The sequence below is a fragment of the Streptomyces sp. NPDC006610 genome, assembly GCF_040611575.1.
GTDB lineage: Bacteria > Actinomycetota > Actinomycetes > Streptomycetales > Streptomycetaceae > Streptomyces.
On sequence record NZ_JBEXOP010000023.1, the window covers coordinates 70,685 to 88,324 of the forward strand.

A 17,640-nucleotide genomic window follows, 5' to 3' on the forward strand; every position below is an offset into this window, starting at 1 on the left:
TGGTCGCCCTACGCCCCGGTCGCCTGCGCCCCGGTCCCCTACGTTCCGGTCGCCTACGCCCCGGTCCCCTACGCCCCGCCGCCCTCCACGTCCAGCAACTCCACCCGCACATCCCCCGCGAACCCCGTCGTCGGCCCCACCCTCCGCGCGAACTCCGCCACCGCCGCCAGCTGCGGCTCGCCGAAGCGGAAGTCGAGGGTGGTGAAGTAGCGCTCCAGGACCTGCTCGTCGAAGGCCTCCCAGCGGGCCGCCTGTTCGGCGACCTTGGCGACCTCTTCCAGAGAGAGGTTGCGGGAGGCCAGGAAGGCCTCGTGGACCTTGCGGGTGATGACCGGCTCGCGTTCCAGGTAGTCCCGGCGGGCCGCCCAGACGGCGAAGACGAACGGCAGGCCGGTCCACTCCTTCCACAGCTCACCCAGGTCGTGGACCTGGAGGCCGAAGCGCGGGCCGTCGTGGAGGTTGGCCCGCAGCGCCGCGTCGCCGATCAGCACGGCCGCCTCCGCCTCCTGCATCATCACGCTGAGGTCGGGCGGGCACGTGTAGTAGTCGGGCGTCACGCCGAACCGCTCCGCCAGCAGCAGCTGCGCCAGTCGGACGGAGGTTCGAGAGGTGGAGCCGAGGGCGACGCGGGCGCCGTCGAGCCGGTCCAGGGGGACCTGGGAGACGATCACGCAGGACATCACCGGGCCGTCGCAGCCGACGGCGATGTCGGGGAAGGCGACCAGCTCGTCGGCGTTCTTGAGGAACTCGACCAGGGTGATCGGGCCGATGTCGAGGTCTCCCCGCACCAGCTGCTCGCTGAGCTTCTCCGGGGTGTCCTTCGTCAGCTCGAAGTCGAGGAGCGTACCGGTTCTCGCGAGCCCCCAGTACAGGGGCAGGCAGTTCAGGAACTGGATGTGGCCGACGCGCGGCCGGGTGCGAGAAATGTCCACATCGCGAGACTAGCCCCTGGGTCCCGCGCCACCGCTCCCGGGCCCGCCGGGGGCCCACCTTCCGGCGGTTCAAACATTCGGGTGACGTGATCTTGGCCCCTATTGCATTCGGCCGGGCGCGTGCTAGGCTCGTTCGCAAGTTGCAGTTTGGTTTCCCTTGCAGTACAGAGCCTGCGGAGCATGTGACCGCGGGCTCTCGTCGTTCTCAGACATACGCAGTTGTGCAGAACTCAAATCTTCACACTTGCTGGTTCTGGAGCAGGGCAACCCTTTTGAGCCCAAGGAGGGCTTATGGCTACCGGAACCGTGAAGTGGTTCAACGCCGAAAAGGGCTTTGGTTTCATCGCCCAGGAGGGCGGCGGCCCCGACGTCTTCGTCCACTACTCCGCGATCAACGCGACCGGTTTCCGGTCCCTCGAGGAGAACCAGCAGGTGTCTTTCGACGTCACCCAGGGCCCGAAGGGCCCGCAGGCGGAGAACGTCACCCCGGTCTGATCTCTCCCTGATCAGGATCGAGTAGCAGTACCCAAGGAGCCCCGCGCCGACAGGCGACGGGGCTCCTGCCTTTTCCCGGATGCCGAAGGAACGAACTCGCCGGGGCAGGCCCCGCGGGCCTCCGCGCGAGTTTGCGCGCCGGTGAATTCTTCGGGAATTCCCCCGGCCCCCGCTCCGGAGAACCCTCTTCCCGCCCCCTGTCAGTGGCAGCCGCTACCGTCACCGCCCATGACCGACGCATCGGATGCCACCGACCCGTCCGCCGACACGACGGCGCACGACTTCCTCACCGCGACCCGCCGCTTCTACGACGCCATCGCCGAGGACTACGCCGGCCAGTTCCGTGAGGATCTCGCCGCCCGGCCGCTGGAGCGCGCGCTGCTCACGGCGTACGCCGAAACGGTGCTGGGGGAGGGCGCCCCGGCCGGGGACGGGCAGGTGGCCGACCTCGGCTGCGGGCCCGGTGTGACGACGGCGTTCCTCGCCTCGCTCGGGGTGCCGGTCCTCGGGGTCGACCTGTCGGCGTCCATGATCGCGGTCGCCCGCCGGGAGCATCCGGGGCTGCGGTTCGAGCAGGGGTCGATGCTGGACCTGGACCTGCCCGACGGCCGCCTGGCGGGGGTCGTGTCCTGGTACTCCTCCATCCACACGCCCGTGGACCGGCTGCCCGCCCTCTTCTCCGAGTTCGCCCGGGTGCTGGCGCCGGGCGGTCATCTGCTTCTCGCCTTCCAGGCCGGCGACGCGCCTCGCCGGATCACCGAGCCGTACGGCCACCCCGTCTCCCTGGACTTCCAGCGGCGGCGGCCGGAGCGCATCGCCGGCCTGCTGGAGGAGGCCGGCCTGCGGACGCTCTCGCACACGGTGCGCGAGGCGCAGCGGCGGCCGTACGAGGAGACCTCCCCGCATGCCTTCCTCATCGCCCGGAAGCCGGGCCCGGCGGATACAGACTCTCCACGACCTGCGTGAAGTCCCGCAGTATCCGCTCCCGGCGCAGCTTCAGCGTCGGTGTCAGATGTCCGGCCGCCTCGCTGAAGTCCACGGGCAGGACGGCGAAGCGGCGGATGGACTCCGGGCGGGACACGAGCTGGTTGGCGTCGTCGACCGCGCGCTGCAGGACCGCGCGCAGGTCGTCGTCGTCGGCCGGCAGCTCGGGCGGGACGGGGTGCTTGCCGTTCATGCGGCGCCAGTGGGTGACGCCCTCGGCGTCGAGGGTGATCAGGGCGGTGACGTAGGGGCGGCGGTCGCCGAGGACGAGGCACTGGGAGATCAGGGGGTGGGAGCGCAGCCGGTTCTCCAGGGGCGCCGGGGCCACGTTCTTGCCGCCCGCGGTGATGAGGATCTCCTTCTTGCGGCCGGTGATGGTCAGATACCCGTCGTCGTCCAGCCGGCCCAGGTCCCCGGTCGGGAACCAGCCGTCCGGGGTGGCCGGGACGACGCCGCCCGCGTGCGGGTCCCAGTAGCCGCGGAAGACCTGGCCGCCGTGGATCAGCACCTCGCCGTCCGCCGCGATCCGCACCCTGGTGCCCGGCATCGGCCAGCCGACGGTGCCCAGGCGCGGTCTGAGGGGCGGGGTGAGGGTGGCCGCGCCGGTGGACTCGGTGAGGCCGTAGCCCTCGTAGACGTCGATTCCGGCGCCCGCGTAGAAGGCGGCGAGGTCGCGGCCGAGGGGTGAGCCGCCGCAGACGACATAGCGGACCCGGCCGCCGAGGGCGCCCCGGATACGGCGGTAGACCAGCGGGTCGTAGAGGGCGCGGGCCGCCTTCAGGGAGGTGTTCGGGCCGGGGCCGCCGCTGTGCCGGGCCTCGACGGCCTCGCCGTAGCGGCGGGCGATCCTTGCGGCGCGGTCGAAGGCGGGGGCCTTGCCGCCGCGTTCGGCGGTGGCGCGGGCGCCGTTGTAGATCTTCTCCAGCATGTAGGGGATGGCGAGCAGGAAGGTCGGCCGGAAGGCGGCGAGGTCGGCGAGCAGGTCCTCGGATTTCATGCTGGGCGCGTGGCCGAGCCGTACCCGGGCCCGGACGCAGGCCACCGCGACCATGCGGCCGAAGACGTGGGACAGGGGCAGGAACAGCAGGGTCGACGGCTCGGCGTCGGTCCTGGCCCTGAAGACGGGGTAGAGCAGCTCGATGGCGTTGTCGACCTCGGACAGGAAGTTGCCGTGGGTGAGCGCGCAGCCCTTGGGGCGGCCGGTGGTGCCCGAGGTGTAGACGATGGTCGCCAGCGTGTCGGGGCCGAGGACGCCTCTGCGGACGGTGACCTCCTGGTCCGGGACGCCCGCGCCGAGGTCGGCGATCCGGTTCAGGTGGTTCTTCTGGAAGACCCACACGTGCCGCAGTCCGGGCAGGCGGCTCAGCTCGGGGCCGAGGGCCGCGGCCTGCCGGGCGTCCTCGGTGGCGAGGGCGACCGCGCCGGAGTCCTGGAGGATCCAGCGGGTCTGGTGGACGGAGGACGTGGGGTAGACCGGGACGGTGACCAGTCCGGCCGCCCAGGCCGCGAAGTCGAGCAGCGTCCACTCGTAGGTGGTGCGCGACATGACGGCGATCCGGTCGCCCGGCACCAGCCCCTCGGCGATCAGTCCCTTGGCCAGGGCCAGCACCTGCGCCGCGAACTCCGCCGCCGTGACGTCGGCCCAACGGCCTTCTGCGGTACGGCGGCTGAGGACCGGGCGGGACGGTTCCGCGCCCGCGTTCTCGAAGGGCAGGTCGGCCAGGGAGCCGTGCGACACCGGGGGCACGAGCGGGGGTACGGCGGCCTCGCGCACCTCGCCGTCCAGGCGCCGCAGTTCGGGCTCGACGAGCACCGGTCCGCCGTCCGGGTCGTACTCCAGGGACGAGGCGGACGTCGATCCCGCCGGGTGCGGCGTGGGCGAGGAGTACGAGATGGGCATGGATGGGCAGCTCCTGGGGCCTTGCAGCGGCGTCCGTTCCGCGCGGCGCGCTGCGTGGAGTACGCGGGCGCGTACGGAGGCGTTCACCGGCGGCGCGCGCTCCGCCGGGCGTCACCGCCGGTCGGACGGCGATCCTACGGCGGTCGGGTGGGGGGATCGTGCGGGTTCGGGGAGGGATCGGGGACGGTCCGGGGGCAGGGGTGTGCACGTCCGGTGCAGGCATGTGCCGTCCGGGCGCCGTCGCCCCCGTACCCGGACCACCGCCCGGCCCACGGTGACCGAGCCTACACTTACCTGCGGTAACATCACTCTGCAGCAAGCGTCGAGAACAGGGAGTGACGCATGGCCGACCGCTATCTGCGCTTCGCGGGCACCGCCCCGGGACGCTTCCTGACCCGGCGGCTCGGCCTGCCCCGCCCGGCCCCGCTCCTGCGCTGGACGCCCGAACGGCCCGCCCTGCCGGGGGGATTGCTGCACCTGACGGCCGGCGACTGTGCCCTCGACCTCGCGCCCGTCCTCGCACGCACCGGCCTCGCCCCCGTCACCGGGCCCACCGGCACCGCGCCCGTCGGCCGCACCCCCGCCGCAGTCGTCCTCGACGCCACCGGCGTCCGGGACGTCCCCGCCCTCGCCGGAGTGCACGCGGCCCTCCGCCCGGTCGTGCGGTCGGTCGCCGAAAGCGGCCGGATCGTCGTGGTCGGCGCGCCCCTCGACCCCGCCGACCATCACCAGTCGGCCGCCCAGCAGGCCCTGGAGGGCTTCGTCCGCTCCCTCGCCAAGGAGACCGGCGGCGGCCGGACCGTGAACCTCGTCCGGCTGTCGGACACGCCGGTCGACGCGACGGCCGCCGAGTCCACCCTGCGCTTTCTGCTCTCCCCCAAGTCCGCCTACGTCAGCGGGCAGACGATCCGGGTGGACGCCACCGCCGCCCCGGTCGCCGCCGACCCGGACCGCCCCCTCGCCGGCCGCACCGCACTGGTCACCGGTGCGGCGCGGGGCATCGGCGCGGCCGTCGCCGAGGTGCTGGCGAGGGACGGGGCGCGGGTCGTCGTCCTGGACGTGCCGGCGGCGCGGGCGGACGCGGAGCGGCTCGCGCAGCGCCTCGCCGGCAGCGCGCTCGCGCTCGACGTCACCGCGTCCGACGCGGGCGGGCGGATCGCCGCCGCGCTGCCCGACGGGCTGGACGTACTGGTGCACAACGCGGGCGTCACCCGGGACCGGCGGCTGGCCAACATGCCCGCCGAGCAGTGGGCCGCGGTCCTCGACGTCAACCTGGCCGGCGTGCTGCGGGTCACCGACGCCCTGCTCGCGGACGGCACGCTGCGTCCCGGCGGGCGGATCGTGGCCACCTCGTCCATCGCGGGGCTCGCGGGCAACGCGGGGCAGACCAACTACGCGGCGAGCAAGGCGGGGGTCGCCGGCCTGGTGCGCTCGCTCGCGCCGCGTGCCCTCGCGCAGCACGGGGTGACGGTCAACGCGGTCGCGCCCGGCTTCATCGAGACCCGGATGACCGCAGCCGTGCCGCCGCTGATCCGGGAGGCAGGCCGCCGGATGAACTCCCTGGCCCAGGGCGGCCTTCCGGTGGACGTCGCCGAGACGGTCGCCTGGCTGGCCCACCCGGGCTCGGGCGGGGTCAACGGGCAGGTCGTACGGGTCTGCGGCCAGAGCCTGCTGGGGGCGTGAGTGAGCGACGGCATCCGCACCGCCACCCTCGCAGCCCCGCCCGCGCTCGCCCCGGCCCTCGCGCGCGGCGCGCTGCTGTCGCCGTTCAAGCGGCCCCGCGCGGGCGCCGGTTGTCCCGCCGACCGGCTGGTCCTGCCCGGCGTCCGGATCGACCTGGCCCGGCTGGCCGCCTACGAACGGGTGTGCGGCTTTCCGACCGGTGAGGACGCCCTGCCCCTCACCTACCCGCACGTCCTCGGTTTCCCGCTCGCCATGCGGCTGATGAGCCACCCGCGCTTCCCGCTGCCCCTGCTCGGCCTGGTGCACACCTCGATCGACATCGCCCGCCACACGGCGACGCCCGCCACCGGTGTGTACGAACTCGCCGTGCACGTCGCCGGGTTGGCGCCGCACCGGCGCGGGACGGAGGCGACGGTGGTGACGGGGCTGCGGCGCGACGGGGACGTCGTGTGGGAGTCGACCAGCACGTATCTGGCACGGCATCGCACAGCGTCCGGGCAGCGCGGGCCGTCGGGACCGTCCGGGCCGTCCGATGCTCCACGGAAGCCGGAGGGCGCACGGCCGTCGTTGCCCGTCCGCGGCGAGTGGCGGCTTGCGGCGGATCTCGGGCGGCGGTACGCGGCCGTGTCCGGGGACCGCAACCCGATCCATCTGCACCCGCTCGGCGCCCGCCTGTTCGGCTTCCCGCGGACGGTCGCGCACGGCATGTGGACGGTGGCGCGCTGCCTCGCCGCGCACGGGACGCCCGAAGCGGCGCTGGTGCGGGCGCGGTTCAGGGCGCCGGTGCTGCTGCCCGCGACGGTCCGGCACGCGGCGGCGGACGACGGACGCTTCGCCCTGCACGGCGACGGACGGACCCATCTGGAGGGCAGTGTGCGCCCCGCCGACCCGTCAGACGGCCGGCGGTGACCAGACACGCTCCGCCGACCCGTCGGACGACCGGCCGCGCCCCTGCCCGGCCCGCCGCCCCGTCACGCCACCGGCGGTGACCAGGGCCGCCCCGCCATCAGGTTGCCGAGCCCGGCCCAGGCGAAGTTCATCAGGGTGCCGGCGGCCTGGCGGGCGGTGACGCCGGGGGTGGCGTTGGCCCAGTCGGCCAGCGACTCGGCGGCCCCCACCAGCGCCTCCGCGAGACCGGCGAACTCCGGCTCGGCCCCGTTCGGCGCGCCGTGCGCCTCGCGGGCCGCGTCGCCTATCAGTTGCGTGACGAAGGAGACGATCTCGGTGCGCATGGCGGACACTTCGGCGGCGAAGGTCTCGCCGTGGGTGCGGGCCTGGATGTGCAGGATCGACCAGCCGTCCGGGTGCCGGGCGGTGTGCGTGAAGAACGCCAGGAGCCCGTCCCAGAGTTGGCGGTCGGCCGTCCGGTCCGGGTGGACGCCGGCCCGGACGGCCTCGGTCAGCGCGGCGCCCTCCCGGCGGATGCACGCCGTGAACAGGTCGTCCTTGGAGTTGAGGTAGAGATACACCAACGGCTTGGAGACGCCCGCAAGTTCGGCGATGTCGTCCATGGACGCCGCCATGTATCCCCGTTGTCCGAAGATCCTCACGGCCGCGTCCAGCATCTGCTGCTCACGGACCGCACGCGGCATCCGCTTGGTCTTCACGGCACCCATGGACACCAGCCTACGGTCCGTTGGCAGGTGGCCGGGACGGTCGCGCTCAGGCGGCCGCGGCGACCGTGTCGCGCGGCTGCGGCTCGTCCACCGGGGAGCCGCCCGCCGTGTCGTAGGCCTCCCGGTCCAGCAGTCCCTCGCGGGCGGAGACCAGGACCGGCACCAGTGCCTGTCCGGCGACGTTGGTGGCCGTGCGGATCATGTCCAGGATCGGGTCGATGGCCAGCAGCAGGCCGACGCCCTCCATGGGCAGGCCCAGCGTGGACAGGGTGAGGGTCAGCATGACCGTCGCGCCGGTGAGACCGGCGGTGGCGGCGGAGCCGACGACCGAGACGAACGCGATCAGCAGGTAGTCGCCGACGCCGAGCTGGATGTCGAAGATCTGGGCGACGAAGATCGCGGCGATGGCCGGGTAGATCGCGGCGCAGCCGTCCATCTTGGTCGTGGCGCCGAACGGCACGGCGAAGGAGGCGTATTCGCGCGGGACGCCGAGGCGCTCGGTGACCTTCTGGGTGAGCGGCATGGTGCCGACCGAGGAACGGGAGACGAAGGCCAGCTGGATGGCGGGCCAGGCACCCTTGAAGAACTGCAGCGGGCTCGCCTTGGCGACGGTCGCGAGCAGCACCGGGTAGACCACGAAGAGGACGATCGCGCAGCCGACGTAGACGTCGGCGGTGAAGGTGGCGTACTTGCCGATCAGGTCCCAGCCGTAGGTGGCGATGGCGTACCCGATGAGGCCGACGGTGCCGAGCGGGGCGAGGCGGATGACCCACCACAGGGCCTTCTGGAGGAGTTCGAGGACGGACTCGCTCAGGGTGAGGACGGGCTGGGCCTTCTCGCCGAGCTGGAGGGCGGCGACGCCGGCGACGGCGGCCATGAAGACGATCTGGAGGACGTTCAGCTGGGTGAACGGCGTGATCACGTCGGTGGGGACGATGCCGGTCAGGAAGTCGATCCAGGAGCCGGCGGTCTCGGGCTTCGCCCCGTCGCGCGGGGTGAGGCCGGTACCGGCGCCGGGGTTGGTGACCAGGCCGATGACGAGGCCGACGGCGACCGCGATCAGCGACGTGATCATGAACCAGAGGAGGGTGCGGGAGGCCAGGCGGGCCGCGTTGTTCACCTTCCGCAGGTTGGTGATCGAGACCAGGATGGCGAAGAAGACGAGCGGGGCGACGGCGAGCTTCAGCAGGCCGATGAAGGTGCCGCCGGTCTTCTCCAGGGTGGTGACGAGCCAGGACAGGTCCTGGGCGCGGGCCAGCCAGCCGAGCAGGACGCCGAGGACGAGGCCGGCGACGATCTGGGCCCAGAAGGGGACCTTGGGTATCCGGGAGATTCCGGGCAGGGTGAAGGACTTCGTGTTCGCGGACACGGACGACTCCGTTGGGGAAGACGCGCGGGGAACCGTCGCGGAGGGACGGCTGGGGACGGTGGGGGAAGACGTCAGGGGCGACAGGTCGCCGACGCGCACCGGCAGAGGTCCACATGCAGGCGCGCCACGAGCGCGAGGCCCGGGAGTGCGGAGAGCGCGGCTGCTGACTTCATGCACACGACTTTAACACCACAGCTTTGGGACACCCAAAGCCTGGCTTTGATGGGTGCGGACGCGCGATCACCCGCACATTGCAAGTCCGTGAAGCCTTCGGCGGAACCGCGGCGGTGGAACCGCCGCGAGCCGCGGGAACGAGCGGGCCCTACGACGCCCGCCCCTGCGCCCGCGCCTCGTCCACGGCGTCGTCCTCCTGGCTGCGGTTGGCCTCCAGGCCGGCCTTGACCTGGTCCACCTTGCGCACGATCTGCTCGGAGGCCCGGTCGCGCTCCTTGCGCAGCACGACGAAGCTGATCGGCGCGGAGATGACGAGGGCGAGCAGCAGCACCCACATGCCGTTGGACTCGCCGAGACCGCGCGGGACGACGCCGGAGTAGACGAGGCCCCAGACGACCACGAAGCAGCCCACGAAGATACCGAGGCGCATCAGCGTGTAGCGGAGCATCTCAATCCACTCTTCCGTTTCCCGGGGTCCGCAGGGGTCCCGCATGTCCGAACCGTGCCCATGAGGGCCACCGTCCAGTGAAGCACGCCCGGCGCCGGTCCCCCGCAACGGGGGCTCAGTGCAGGGGCAGCAGCATGGTGACGTCGTCGCGGTCGTCGCCGGGGGCGACGCGGATCGCGCCGGGGACGCGGCCGACCTCCTTGTAGCCGCAGGAGGCGTAGAAGTTCTCCAGGCCGAGGCCGCCGCGGCAGGTCAGGCGGATCGCCTCGATGCCCTCGAAGCCGCGGGCGGCGTCCGCGGCGGCGGCGAGCAGGTCGCGGCCGTAGCCCTTGCCCTGGTGCCGGGGGTGCACCATCACCGTGTACAGCCAGACCCAGTGGGTCATCAGCCGGTGGGTGTTGAAGGTGAGGAACGCGGTGGCGGCGACCTGCCCGTCCGCGTCGTGCCCGACGAGCAGCCGGGTGCGCCCCTCGGCCAGCGCGGGGAAGTACTTCATCAGCTCGGGCCGTACGTTCTCCCGGGTCACGGGCGGGACGAAGCCGACGGCGCCGCCCGCGTTGGACACGTCCGTCCACAGGTCGAGGATCCCGTCGCGCAGGGCGGGATCGACGGCGGGGTCGAGAGTGAAGGTAAGGGGCATGGCCGCATCGTAGCCATTACATCTCCTGTGCCGCCACCCTCAGATCGGCGACCAGCCCCTGGTACGCGCCTTCCCGGTCGTCCGCCCGCAGCACCGACGACGGGTGGACGGTGGGCACCAGCCGCTCGGGGCGGCCGTGGATCTCGCGTTCCAGCACCGTGCCGCGCACCTCGCCGACCTTGAACGACGATCCCAGCAGCGCCTTGCCAGCCGTCGCGCCCAGCACCACGATCAGCTCGGGTTCGACCACGGCCAGCTCGGCGGCGAGCCAGGGCCCGCAGGCGGTCATCTCCCGCAGGCTCGGCGCCTTGTGGATCCGGCGCTTGCGGGGCTCGGCCTGCGTGAACTTGAAGTGCTTGACGGCATTGGTGACGTACGCCTCGCCGGGGTCGATGCCGGCCTCGGCGAGCGCCCGGTCGAGCAGCTTGCCCGCCGGGCCGACGAACGGCCTGCCCCGACGGTCCTCCTGGTCGCCGGGCTGTTCCCCGACGAGCATGACGCGGGCCGACGCGCTGCCCGCGCCGAAGACGGTCCGGGTGGCGTCGCGGTGCAGGGGGCAGCCCCGGCAGCCGGCCGCGGCCTCGCGCAGGGCGTCGAGATCCGCACCGCGGGGGACGAAGGGGTCGGCGGTGTACTGGTCCTCGGGAGCCAACGTGTCGGCCATGGAGTCCGGGTACCCTCCGTCGTCCTGCGAACCCGCGTCGGCCGCGGGTGGTCCGTGGCTGGTCGGCCCGCGGCCGGGACGCGACCGGGCCTCACACCCGCATCGGCTGCGGCGCCTCCCGGCGGGCGGGGTCGGGGCCCTCGTACTCCCGGATGATCTCGTAGCGCGTGTTGCGCTCCACCGGGCGGAAGCCCGCGTCGCGGATGAGGTCGAGCAGGTCGTCGCGGGTGAGCTTGTTCGGGGTGCCGTAGTTGTCGGCGTCGTGGGTGATCTTGTACTCGACCACCGAGCCGTCCATGTCGTCCGCGCCGTGCTGGAGGGCGAGCTGGGCGGTCTGCACTCCGTGCATGACCCAGAAGACCTTGACGTGCGGGACGTTGTCGAACAGCAGCCGGGAGACGGCGAACGTCTTCAGGGCCTCCATCGGCGTGGCCATCCTCGTCCGGGCCTGGAGGCGGTTGCGGACCTTGCCGTCCTTCATGTCCACGAAGTCGTGCTGGTAGCGCAGCGGGATGAAGACCTGGAAGCCGCCGGTCTCGTCCTGGAGTTCACGCAGCCGCAGGACGTGGTCCACGCGGTGGCGGGGCTCCTCGATGTGCCCGTACAGCATGGTCGAAGGGGTCTTGAGACCCTTCTCGTGCGCCAGCCGGTGGATGCGGGACCAGTCCTCCCAGTGGGTGCGGTGGTCCACGATGTGCTGCCGCACCTCCCAGTCGAAGATCTCCGCGCCGCCGCCGGTGAGCGACTCCAGACCGGCGTCGATCAGCTCGTCCAGGATCTCGGAGGCGGACAGCCCGGAGATGGTCTCGAAGTGGTGGATCTCGGTGGCGGTGAACGCCTTCAGCGAGACGTTCGGCAGGGCGGCCTTCAGCTCGCGCAGGGAACGCGGGTAGTAGCGCCAGGGGAGGTTGGGGTGCAGCCCGTTGACGATGTGCAGCTCGGTGAGGTTCTCGCCCTCCATCGTCTTCGCCAGCCGCACCGCCTCCTCGATGCGCATGGTGTACGCGTCCTTCTCCCCGGGCTTGCGCTGGAAGGAGCAGTACGCGCAGGAGGCGGTGCAGACGTTGGTCATGTTGAGGTGGCGGTTGACGTTGAAGTGGACGACGTCGCCGTTCTTCCGCGTCCGCACCTCGTGGGCGAGCCCGCCGAGCCAGGCCAGGTCGTCCGACTCGTAGAGCGCGATGCCGTCCTCGCGAGTCAGCCGCTCGCCGGAGCGGACCTTCTCCTCCAGCTCGCGCCTCAGCCCGACGTCCATGCCGATACCTCTTTCCTCTGCTCGACTCGCTCCACCGTACGCCCGCGGGATCAGACCTCTTCGGGCAGCTCTCCCACGCGGTTCTCCCACTTGGTGGAGAGCACGATGGTGGTACGGGTGCGGGAGACGCCCTTGGTGCCGGAGAGCCGCCGGATGATCTTCTCCAGGCCGTCGACGTCGGTGGCGCGGACCTTGAGCATGAACGAGTCGTCGCCGGCGATGAACCAGCAGTCCTCGATCTCCGGCAGGTCCTTGAGCCGGCGGGCCACGTCCTCGTGGTCGGCGGCGTCGGAGAGGGAGATCCCGATCAGGGCGATGACGCCGAGGCCCAGCGAGGCGGCGTTCACGGTGGCGCGGTAGCCGGTGATGACGCCGGCCGCCTCCAGCCGGTTGATGCGGTCGGTGACGCTCGGTCCCGACAGGCCGACGAGGCGCCCCAGCTCCGCGTAGGAGGCCCGGCCGTTCTCTCTCAGGGCCTGGATGAGCTGCCTGTCCACGGCGTCCATGCGATCGAAAGCCTTCCGCTGAAGAGTTTGACGATACGGGGGGTTGGTTGGCGGGTGTGACGGGTGCTGCGGGGGTGCGGTGGCGCTCAGGGGGTGCGGGAGCCGCCGATCCCGCCCTGCCAGCGGCGGTAGAGCGTGTGCGGCACGCCCACCGCGTCCAGGACGCGCCCGGCGACGAAGTCGACCAGGTCCTGGATGTGGGTGGCCCCGGCGTAGAAGGCGGGCGAGGCCGGCACCACGGCCACGCCGGCGTCGTCCAGGGCGACGAGGTGACGCAGCGTCTGCCCGTTGAGCGGCGCCTCGCGCACGGCGACGGCCAGCGGGCGGCGCTCCTTGAGGGTGACGCTCGCCGCCCGCTGGAGCAGGTCCTTCGACAGCCCGAGGGCGACACCGGCGACGCAGGCGGTGGAGGCGGGCACGACCACCATGCCCTTGCTGGGGTACGACCCCGAGGACGGCCCAGCGGCCAGGTCCCCCGCGGGCCAGTGCCGTACGCGGTCGCCGCCGAGGTCCACGTCGAAGACGTGCGGCTTGCCGTCGGCGCCGCGCGCGAGCCAGGCCGCGAGGTCCTCGCGCCAGTGGGCGTCCCGGAAGGAGACGCCGGTCTCGTCCAGCAGGGTGAGCCGCGAGGCCCGGCTGACGACCAGGTCGACGCTCTCACCCGCGTCCAGCAGCGCCCGCAGCACGGCGGCTGCGTAGGGCGTCCCCGATGCCCCGGACACTCCCACGATCCAAGGCTTGCGCTGCGTTTCTCCTGCGTTCACATCTCGAGCCTACCGGCGCACGGGACCCTGCTCAGGACCGGCCGGACGCCCGGGGGTCGACGGGGAGGCGGCCGGCGGGCACTCGACGGTGGGCCGCACTGTCATCAGACCGTCAGCCCCCGCACCACGAGATCCGCCAGCGCGCACACGAAGAGGGCGATCCCGATGAACCCGTTGACGCTGAAGAACGCCCTGTTCACCCGCGAAAGATCATGCGGCCGCACGATGATGTGCTCGTACAGGAACGCGCCCGCGACGATCAGCAGGCCCAGCCACAGGAACGCGCCCCCGTCCGTGGCCAGGACGTACCAGGCGAACAGGGCCGTCGTCACGGCGTGGCAGGCGCGGGCCGACCAGATGGCGGCGGGGACGCCGAATCGGGCCGGGACCGACTTGACGCCGGTCGCGCGGTCGGCGTCGACGTCCTGGCAGGCGTAGATCAGATCGAAGCCGCCGATCCACACGCCCACGGCGAGGCCCAGGATCACCGCGTCCCAGGACCAGGCGCCGGTGACGGCCAGCCAGCCGCCGACGGGGCCCATGGCCTGGGCGAGACCGAGGATGGCCTGCGGGAAGTTCGTGAACCGCTTGCCGTAGGGGTAGACCACCATCGGGATCACCGCCACGGGGGCCAGCGCCAGGCACAGCGGGTTGAGCAGGGCGGCCGAGCCGAGGAAGACGGCGAGCGCGATCAGCGCGCCGGTCCAGGCGTGCCGTACCGACATCGCGCCGGTGACCAGCTCGCGCTGGGCGGTGCGCGGGTTACGGGCGTCGATCTCGCGGTCGATGATCCGGTTGACGGCCATCGCGAAGGTGCGCAGGCCCACCATGCAGACGGTGACCAGCAGCAGCTCGGTCCAGTGGATGTTCTCGTCCACCTCGTACATCGCGGTCAGGGCGGCGATGTAGGCGAAGGGCAGTGCGAAGACGGAGTGCTCGATCATGACCAGGCGCAGGAACGCCCGGGTCCGTCCCGGCCGTGGCATCGCCGCGGAAGCCGTGCTCACAGGCCGTACTCCTTCCAGCGGCGGTCGACCTTCGCCGCCGTCTGCGGGTCGGACAGGACCATGTCCGGCCATCCCCCGTCGCGCGTGTACCCCTCCTCGGGCCATTTCTTCGTCGCGTCGATGCCTGCCTTGCCACCCCAGAACTGCTGGTAGGAGGCGTGGTCGAGGTGGTCGACGGGGCCTTCGACGACCGTGAGGTCGCGGGAGTAGTCCGTGTTGCCGAGCGCCCGCCAGGCGACCTCGTGCAGGTCGTGGACGTCGCAGTCGGCGTCCACGACCACGATGAGCTTGGTCAGGGACATCATGTGCGCTCCCCAGATCGCGTGCATCACCTTCTGGGCGTGCTTGGGGTAGCGCTTGTCGATGGAGACGATCGCGCAGTTGTGGAAGCCGCCGGCCTCGGGCAGGTGGTAGTCCACGATGTCCGGGACGATGATCTTGAGCAGGGGCAGGAAGAAGCGTTCCGTGGCGCGACCCAGGGGGCCGTCCTCCGTCGGGGGGCGGCCGACGACGATGGACTGGAGGAGCGGGCGCCTGCGCATCGTCACACAGTCGATCTTCAGCGCGGGGAACGGCTCCTGCGGGGTGTAGAAGCCGGTGTGGTCGCCGAACGGGCCCTCGGGCAGCATCTCGCCGGGCTCCAGCCAGCCCTCGATGACGACCTCGGCCTGCGCGGGCACCTGGAGCGGGACGGTCTTGCAGTCGACCATCTCGATCCGCTTGCCCGCGATGAACCCGGCGAACAGGTACTCGTCGATGTCGCCGGGGAGCGGGGCGGTGGAGGCGTACGTCACGGCGGGCGGGCAGCCGAAGGCGATGGCGACGGGCAGTCGCTCGCCGCGGCGGGCGGCGACCTGGTAGTGGTTGCGGCTGTCCTTGTGGATCTGCCAGTGCATGCCGATGGTGCGCTTGTCGTGGCGCTGGAGGCGGTACAGGCCGAGGTTGCGGACGCCGGTGTCGGGGTGCTTGGTGTGGGTCAGGCCCAGGTTGAAGAAGGAACCGCCGTCCTTGGGCCAGGTGAACAGCGCGGGCAGCGCGTCGAGGTCGACGTCGTCGCCGTGCAGGACGACCTCCTGGACGGGCGCGTCGGAGGACTTCACCTTCTTCGGCGGCACATGGGTCATCGCGCCGAGCTTGCCGAAGGCCTCGCGCACGCCGACGAACCCGTGCGGCAGCTCGGGCTTGAGCAGCCCGCCGATCTTCTCACTGATCTCGCCGTACGACGTCAGCCCGAGGGCCTTCAGCAGCCGGCGGTCGGTGCCGAACACATTCATGGCGAGGGGCATCGAGGAGCCCTTCACCTTTTCGAAGAGCAGTGCGGGTCCGCCCGCCTTCTGCACCCGGTCGACGATCTCCCCGACCTCCAGGTAGGGGTCGACCTCCACCTTGATGCGCTTCAGGTCCCCGTCGCGCTCCAGTGCCCTGAGCAGGGAGCGAAGATCGTCGTAAGCCATGCGGCCCAGTATCCCCGAGGGGCTACCCTGGCCCTGTACCTGGGGGCCGTGCCCACGGTCCCGACCGTCCCTTCCGCTGGAGACGCCCATGCTCCGGGTGCTGATGTTCCTGCTGCCGCTGGCACTGAGCATCTACGCGTTCATCGACTGCATCAGCACGAAGGACGACGACGTCCGTCACATGCCCAAGCCGCTGTGGGCGATCCTCGTGCTGCTGTTCCCGCTGGTCGGGTCGCTGTCCTGGATCATCGCGGGCAAGCGGCGCAGTCCGGCCGCCGACGGCTGGTCCGGCGTGCGCGCCGGCGGGGGCCGCTCCCGGCAGTGGGTGGCGCCCGACGACAACCCCGAGTTCCTGAAGTCGCTGGACGAGGACGGGCCGAAGGACACCGGCCCGGACGCGGACCCGGACCCGGACGACAGGCGGCGCGACCAGCCCTGAGCCGGAGCCCCGAGCCGGGCTGGCGAGGCCGGAAAAGGCGGGGTGCGGGGGCGGCGTCCCCGCTACTCTTCCTCCCCCGACGACGGGCTCAGCCATCCTTCAGCAGGGGACGCCGCAGACATGGACACACCCGAGAAACCGGCCGCGCCGCCGCAGGCCCCGCCCCGCACTCCGCCGCCCGCCTTCCCCACCCAGGCGTCGAACGACGGCGCCAGACCCTGGCACGACCGCACCCCTCCTCCTCCGCCCCCGGCGTTGCCCCCGCATCTCGGCGCCGGCGTCGAGATGCGGGTCGACAAGCGGCTGCTGTGGGTCGGCGGCGCCGCCTACCCGCTCCAGAACATCACCCGCGTCCACACCTTCCTCCTCACCCCGCGCCGCGGTGAGGCGACCGTGAACTTCTTCAAGCGCGCCGCGATCATCCTGTCGGTGGCGTTCGCGCTGACGATCCTCGGCGGCATCACGAGCCTCGCGAACGAAGGCGCGGCGGAGACGATCATCAATCTCGTCTGGATCGGCGCCGTCGCGGCGCTCATCTGGTCCGCCGTGGAACTGGGTTCCGTCCTGACCGCGTCCTCGCACTGGGTGATGGCCGTGGAGACGTCCGGCGCGTCGACGGCCCTGGTCACCAGCAGGGACACGACGCACCTCAACCAGCTGGTCGGGCACGTCGTGCACGCGATCGAGAACCCGGAGGCCGAGTTCCAGGTGAAGGTCGAGACGCTCACCGTCAACCCCCGGAACTACTACTTCGGGGACAACGTCAACATGTACGGCGGCAGCGGCAACGTGGGGATGACGAAGGCATGAGCGGCGACAGCATCAACTACGGCGACACGGTCAACATGTACGGCGGCACCGGGAACACCGGCATGGTGAAGAACTCCGCGCCGGCCGCCGCGCTGGATCCCCAACTGCGTTCGGCCATCGAGGCGTTGATCGAGCAGCTGCGCGAACTGCGCGAGCAGGTGCCGCCGCTGACGGCGCGGACGATCGACGAGTCCCTCCCGGTCCTCGCCCCCGACGCCGCCGTGCCGGTCCAGGCCCGCACCCGTGCCCTGATGGCGGTCGCGGGCGTCGCCGCGACCGCCGGGGCGCTGGGCGTGCCGATCGTGGAAGCGGTGAACGCGATCCTCCAGCTGCTGGCGTAGGCGGGCCCGGCGGCGCCCGGCCGCCGCAGGCAGGCAGACCGACGGCGGCCGGGCGGGTGGACGACCGGCACGGCCGACCGGGCCGGTGGACGACCGGCGTCCCACCGCGGCCTGGCGGGCGGAACGCTGGCGGGCGGAACGACCGGTCCCGTCGGCCCC

The 17,640-nt window shown here is 72.0% G+C and carries 20 protein-coding genes; 7 read left to right on the forward strand and 13 right to left on the reverse strand.

The genetic code is table 11. The features are described from left to right. Positions 1-68: 68 nt before the first annotated feature. The gene (locus tag ABZY13_RS19805) at positions 69-932 is read right to left on the reverse strand and encodes a menaquinone biosynthesis protein (protein ID WP_356632398.1); all 864 of its coding nucleotides are present in this window, start codon (positions 930-932) and stop codon (positions 69-71) included. 291 nt (positions 933-1,223) lie between these two features. Here ABZY13_RS19805 and ABZY13_RS19810 point away from each other — a divergent pair, with 291 nt between their 5' ends. Together ABZY13_RS19810 and ABZY13_RS19815 are read left to right on the forward strand one after the other, a co-directional pair. Then, entirely contained in the window at positions 1,224-1,427 is a 204-nt protein-coding gene (locus ABZY13_RS19810; protein ID WP_004984723.1) for a cold-shock protein, read from the forward strand. 228 nt (positions 1,428-1,655) lie between these two features. Next, positions 1,656-2,393 (forward strand): class I SAM-dependent methyltransferase, encoded by a 738-nt coding sequence (locus ABZY13_RS19815; RefSeq protein ID WP_356632400.1) that lies wholly within the window; start codon positions 1,656-1,658, stop codon positions 2,391-2,393. On the opposite strand, the gene ABZY13_RS19820 is transcribed toward ABZY13_RS19815, so the two are convergent. Then, positions 2,341-4,311, reverse strand: a complete 1,971-nt coding sequence (locus ABZY13_RS19820) for an AMP-dependent synthetase/ligase (RefSeq protein ID WP_356632402.1) — start codon at positions 4,309-4,311, stop codon at positions 2,341-2,343. The two genes, ABZY13_RS19815 and ABZY13_RS19820, sit on opposite strands and share 53 nt — an antisense overlap. A 342-nt stretch (positions 4,312-4,653) precedes the next feature. Between ABZY13_RS19820 and ABZY13_RS19825 the strand changes: the two genes are divergently transcribed. Next, positions 4,654-5,994 (forward strand): 3-oxoacyl-ACP reductase, encoded by a 1,341-nt coding sequence (locus ABZY13_RS19825; RefSeq protein WP_356632404.1) that lies wholly within the window; start codon positions 4,654-4,656, stop codon positions 5,992-5,994. Next, positions 5,995-6,903, forward strand: a complete 909-nt coding sequence (locus ABZY13_RS19830; RefSeq protein WP_356632406.1) for a MaoC/PaaZ C-terminal domain-containing protein — start codon at positions 5,995-5,997, stop codon at positions 6,901-6,903. A gap of 62 nt (positions 6,904-6,965) precedes the next feature. On the opposite strand, the gene ABZY13_RS19835 is transcribed toward ABZY13_RS19830, so the two are convergent. From ABZY13_RS19835 to ABZY13_RS19885, 11 genes are all read right to left on the reverse strand, one after another. Further along, the gene (locus ABZY13_RS19835; RefSeq protein ID WP_356632408.1) at positions 6,966-7,610 is read right to left on the reverse strand and encodes a TetR/AcrR family transcriptional regulator; all 645 of its coding nucleotides are present in this window, start codon (positions 7,608-7,610) and stop codon (positions 6,966-6,968) included. Positions 7,611-7,656: 46 nt separating this feature from the next. Further along, positions 7,657-8,979, reverse strand: coding sequence for a dicarboxylate/amino acid:cation symporter (locus ABZY13_RS19840; protein WP_356632410.1), 1,323 nt, complete (start codon positions 8,977-8,979; stop codon positions 7,657-7,659). A gap of 71 nt (positions 8,980-9,050) precedes the next feature. Next, on the reverse strand, positions 9,051-9,152 hold the full coding sequence (locus ABZY13_RS19845) for a putative leader peptide (RefSeq protein ID WP_356632412.1): 102 nt from the start codon (positions 9,150-9,152) through the stop codon (positions 9,051-9,053). Positions 9,153-9,301: 149 nt separating this feature from the next. Then, positions 9,302-9,601: a DUF4229 domain-containing protein gene (locus ABZY13_RS19850; RefSeq protein ID WP_356632414.1), complete on the reverse strand. Its 300-nt coding sequence runs from the start codon at positions 9,599-9,601 to the stop codon at positions 9,302-9,304. A 115-nt stretch (positions 9,602-9,716) separates the two neighbouring features. Further along, a complete protein-coding gene (locus tag ABZY13_RS19855) occupies positions 9,717-10,241 on the reverse strand; it encodes a GNAT family N-acetyltransferase (protein ID WP_356632416.1) in 525 nt (174 codons plus the stop codon). Between the two features lie 16 nt (positions 10,242-10,257). After that, on the reverse strand, positions 10,258-10,905 hold the full coding sequence (locus ABZY13_RS19860; protein ID WP_356632418.1) for a UdgX family uracil-DNA binding protein: 648 nt from the start codon (positions 10,903-10,905) through the stop codon (positions 10,258-10,260). 91 nt (positions 10,906-10,996) lie between these two features. Then, on the reverse strand, positions 10,997-12,160 hold the full coding sequence (gene mqnE, locus ABZY13_RS19865; RefSeq protein ID WP_356632420.1) for an aminofutalosine synthase MqnE: 1,164 nt from the start codon (positions 12,158-12,160) through the stop codon (positions 10,997-10,999). A gap of 50 nt (positions 12,161-12,210) precedes the next feature. Continuing rightward, complete coding sequence (locus tag ABZY13_RS19870) at positions 12,211-12,666, reverse strand: Lrp/AsnC family transcriptional regulator (RefSeq protein WP_356632422.1); 456 nt, start codon at positions 12,664-12,666, stop codon at positions 12,211-12,213. An 86-nt stretch (positions 12,667-12,752) separates the two neighbouring features. Further along, on the reverse strand, positions 12,753-13,430 hold the full coding sequence (locus ABZY13_RS19875) for a UbiX family flavin prenyltransferase (protein ID WP_356632424.1): 678 nt from the start codon (positions 13,428-13,430) through the stop codon (positions 12,753-12,755). A 104-nt stretch (positions 13,431-13,534) separates the two neighbouring features. Beyond that, positions 13,535-14,437 (reverse strand): menaquinone biosynthesis prenyltransferase MqnP, encoded by a 903-nt coding sequence (gene mqnP, locus ABZY13_RS19880; RefSeq protein ID WP_356632426.1) that lies wholly within the window; start codon positions 14,435-14,437, stop codon positions 13,535-13,537. After that, the gene (locus ABZY13_RS19885; RefSeq protein ID WP_356632428.1) at positions 14,434-15,891 is read right to left on the reverse strand and encodes a menaquinone biosynthesis decarboxylase; all 1,458 of its coding nucleotides are present in this window, start codon (positions 15,889-15,891) and stop codon (positions 14,434-14,436) included. Before ABZY13_RS19885 ends, mqnP begins: the two co-directional genes overlap by 4 nt. An 88-nt stretch (positions 15,892-15,979) precedes the next feature. Between ABZY13_RS19885 and ABZY13_RS19890 the strand changes: the two genes are divergently transcribed. From ABZY13_RS19890 to ABZY13_RS19900, 3 genes are all read left to right on the forward strand, one after another. Continuing rightward, positions 15,980-16,330: a PLD nuclease N-terminal domain-containing protein gene (locus tag ABZY13_RS19890; protein WP_356632430.1), complete on the forward strand. Its 351-nt coding sequence runs from the start codon at positions 15,980-15,982 to the stop codon at positions 16,328-16,330. Between the two features lie 120 nt (positions 16,331-16,450). Further along, on the forward strand, positions 16,451-17,140 hold the full coding sequence (locus ABZY13_RS19895; protein WP_356632432.1) for a DUF6232 family protein: 690 nt from the start codon (positions 16,451-16,453) through the stop codon (positions 17,138-17,140). Then, entirely contained in the window at positions 17,137-17,481 is a 345-nt protein-coding gene (locus ABZY13_RS19900; RefSeq protein ID WP_356632434.1) for a hypothetical protein, read from the forward strand. Before ABZY13_RS19895 ends, ABZY13_RS19900 begins: the two co-directional genes overlap by 4 nt. Positions 17,482-17,640 lie beyond the last annotated feature (159 nt).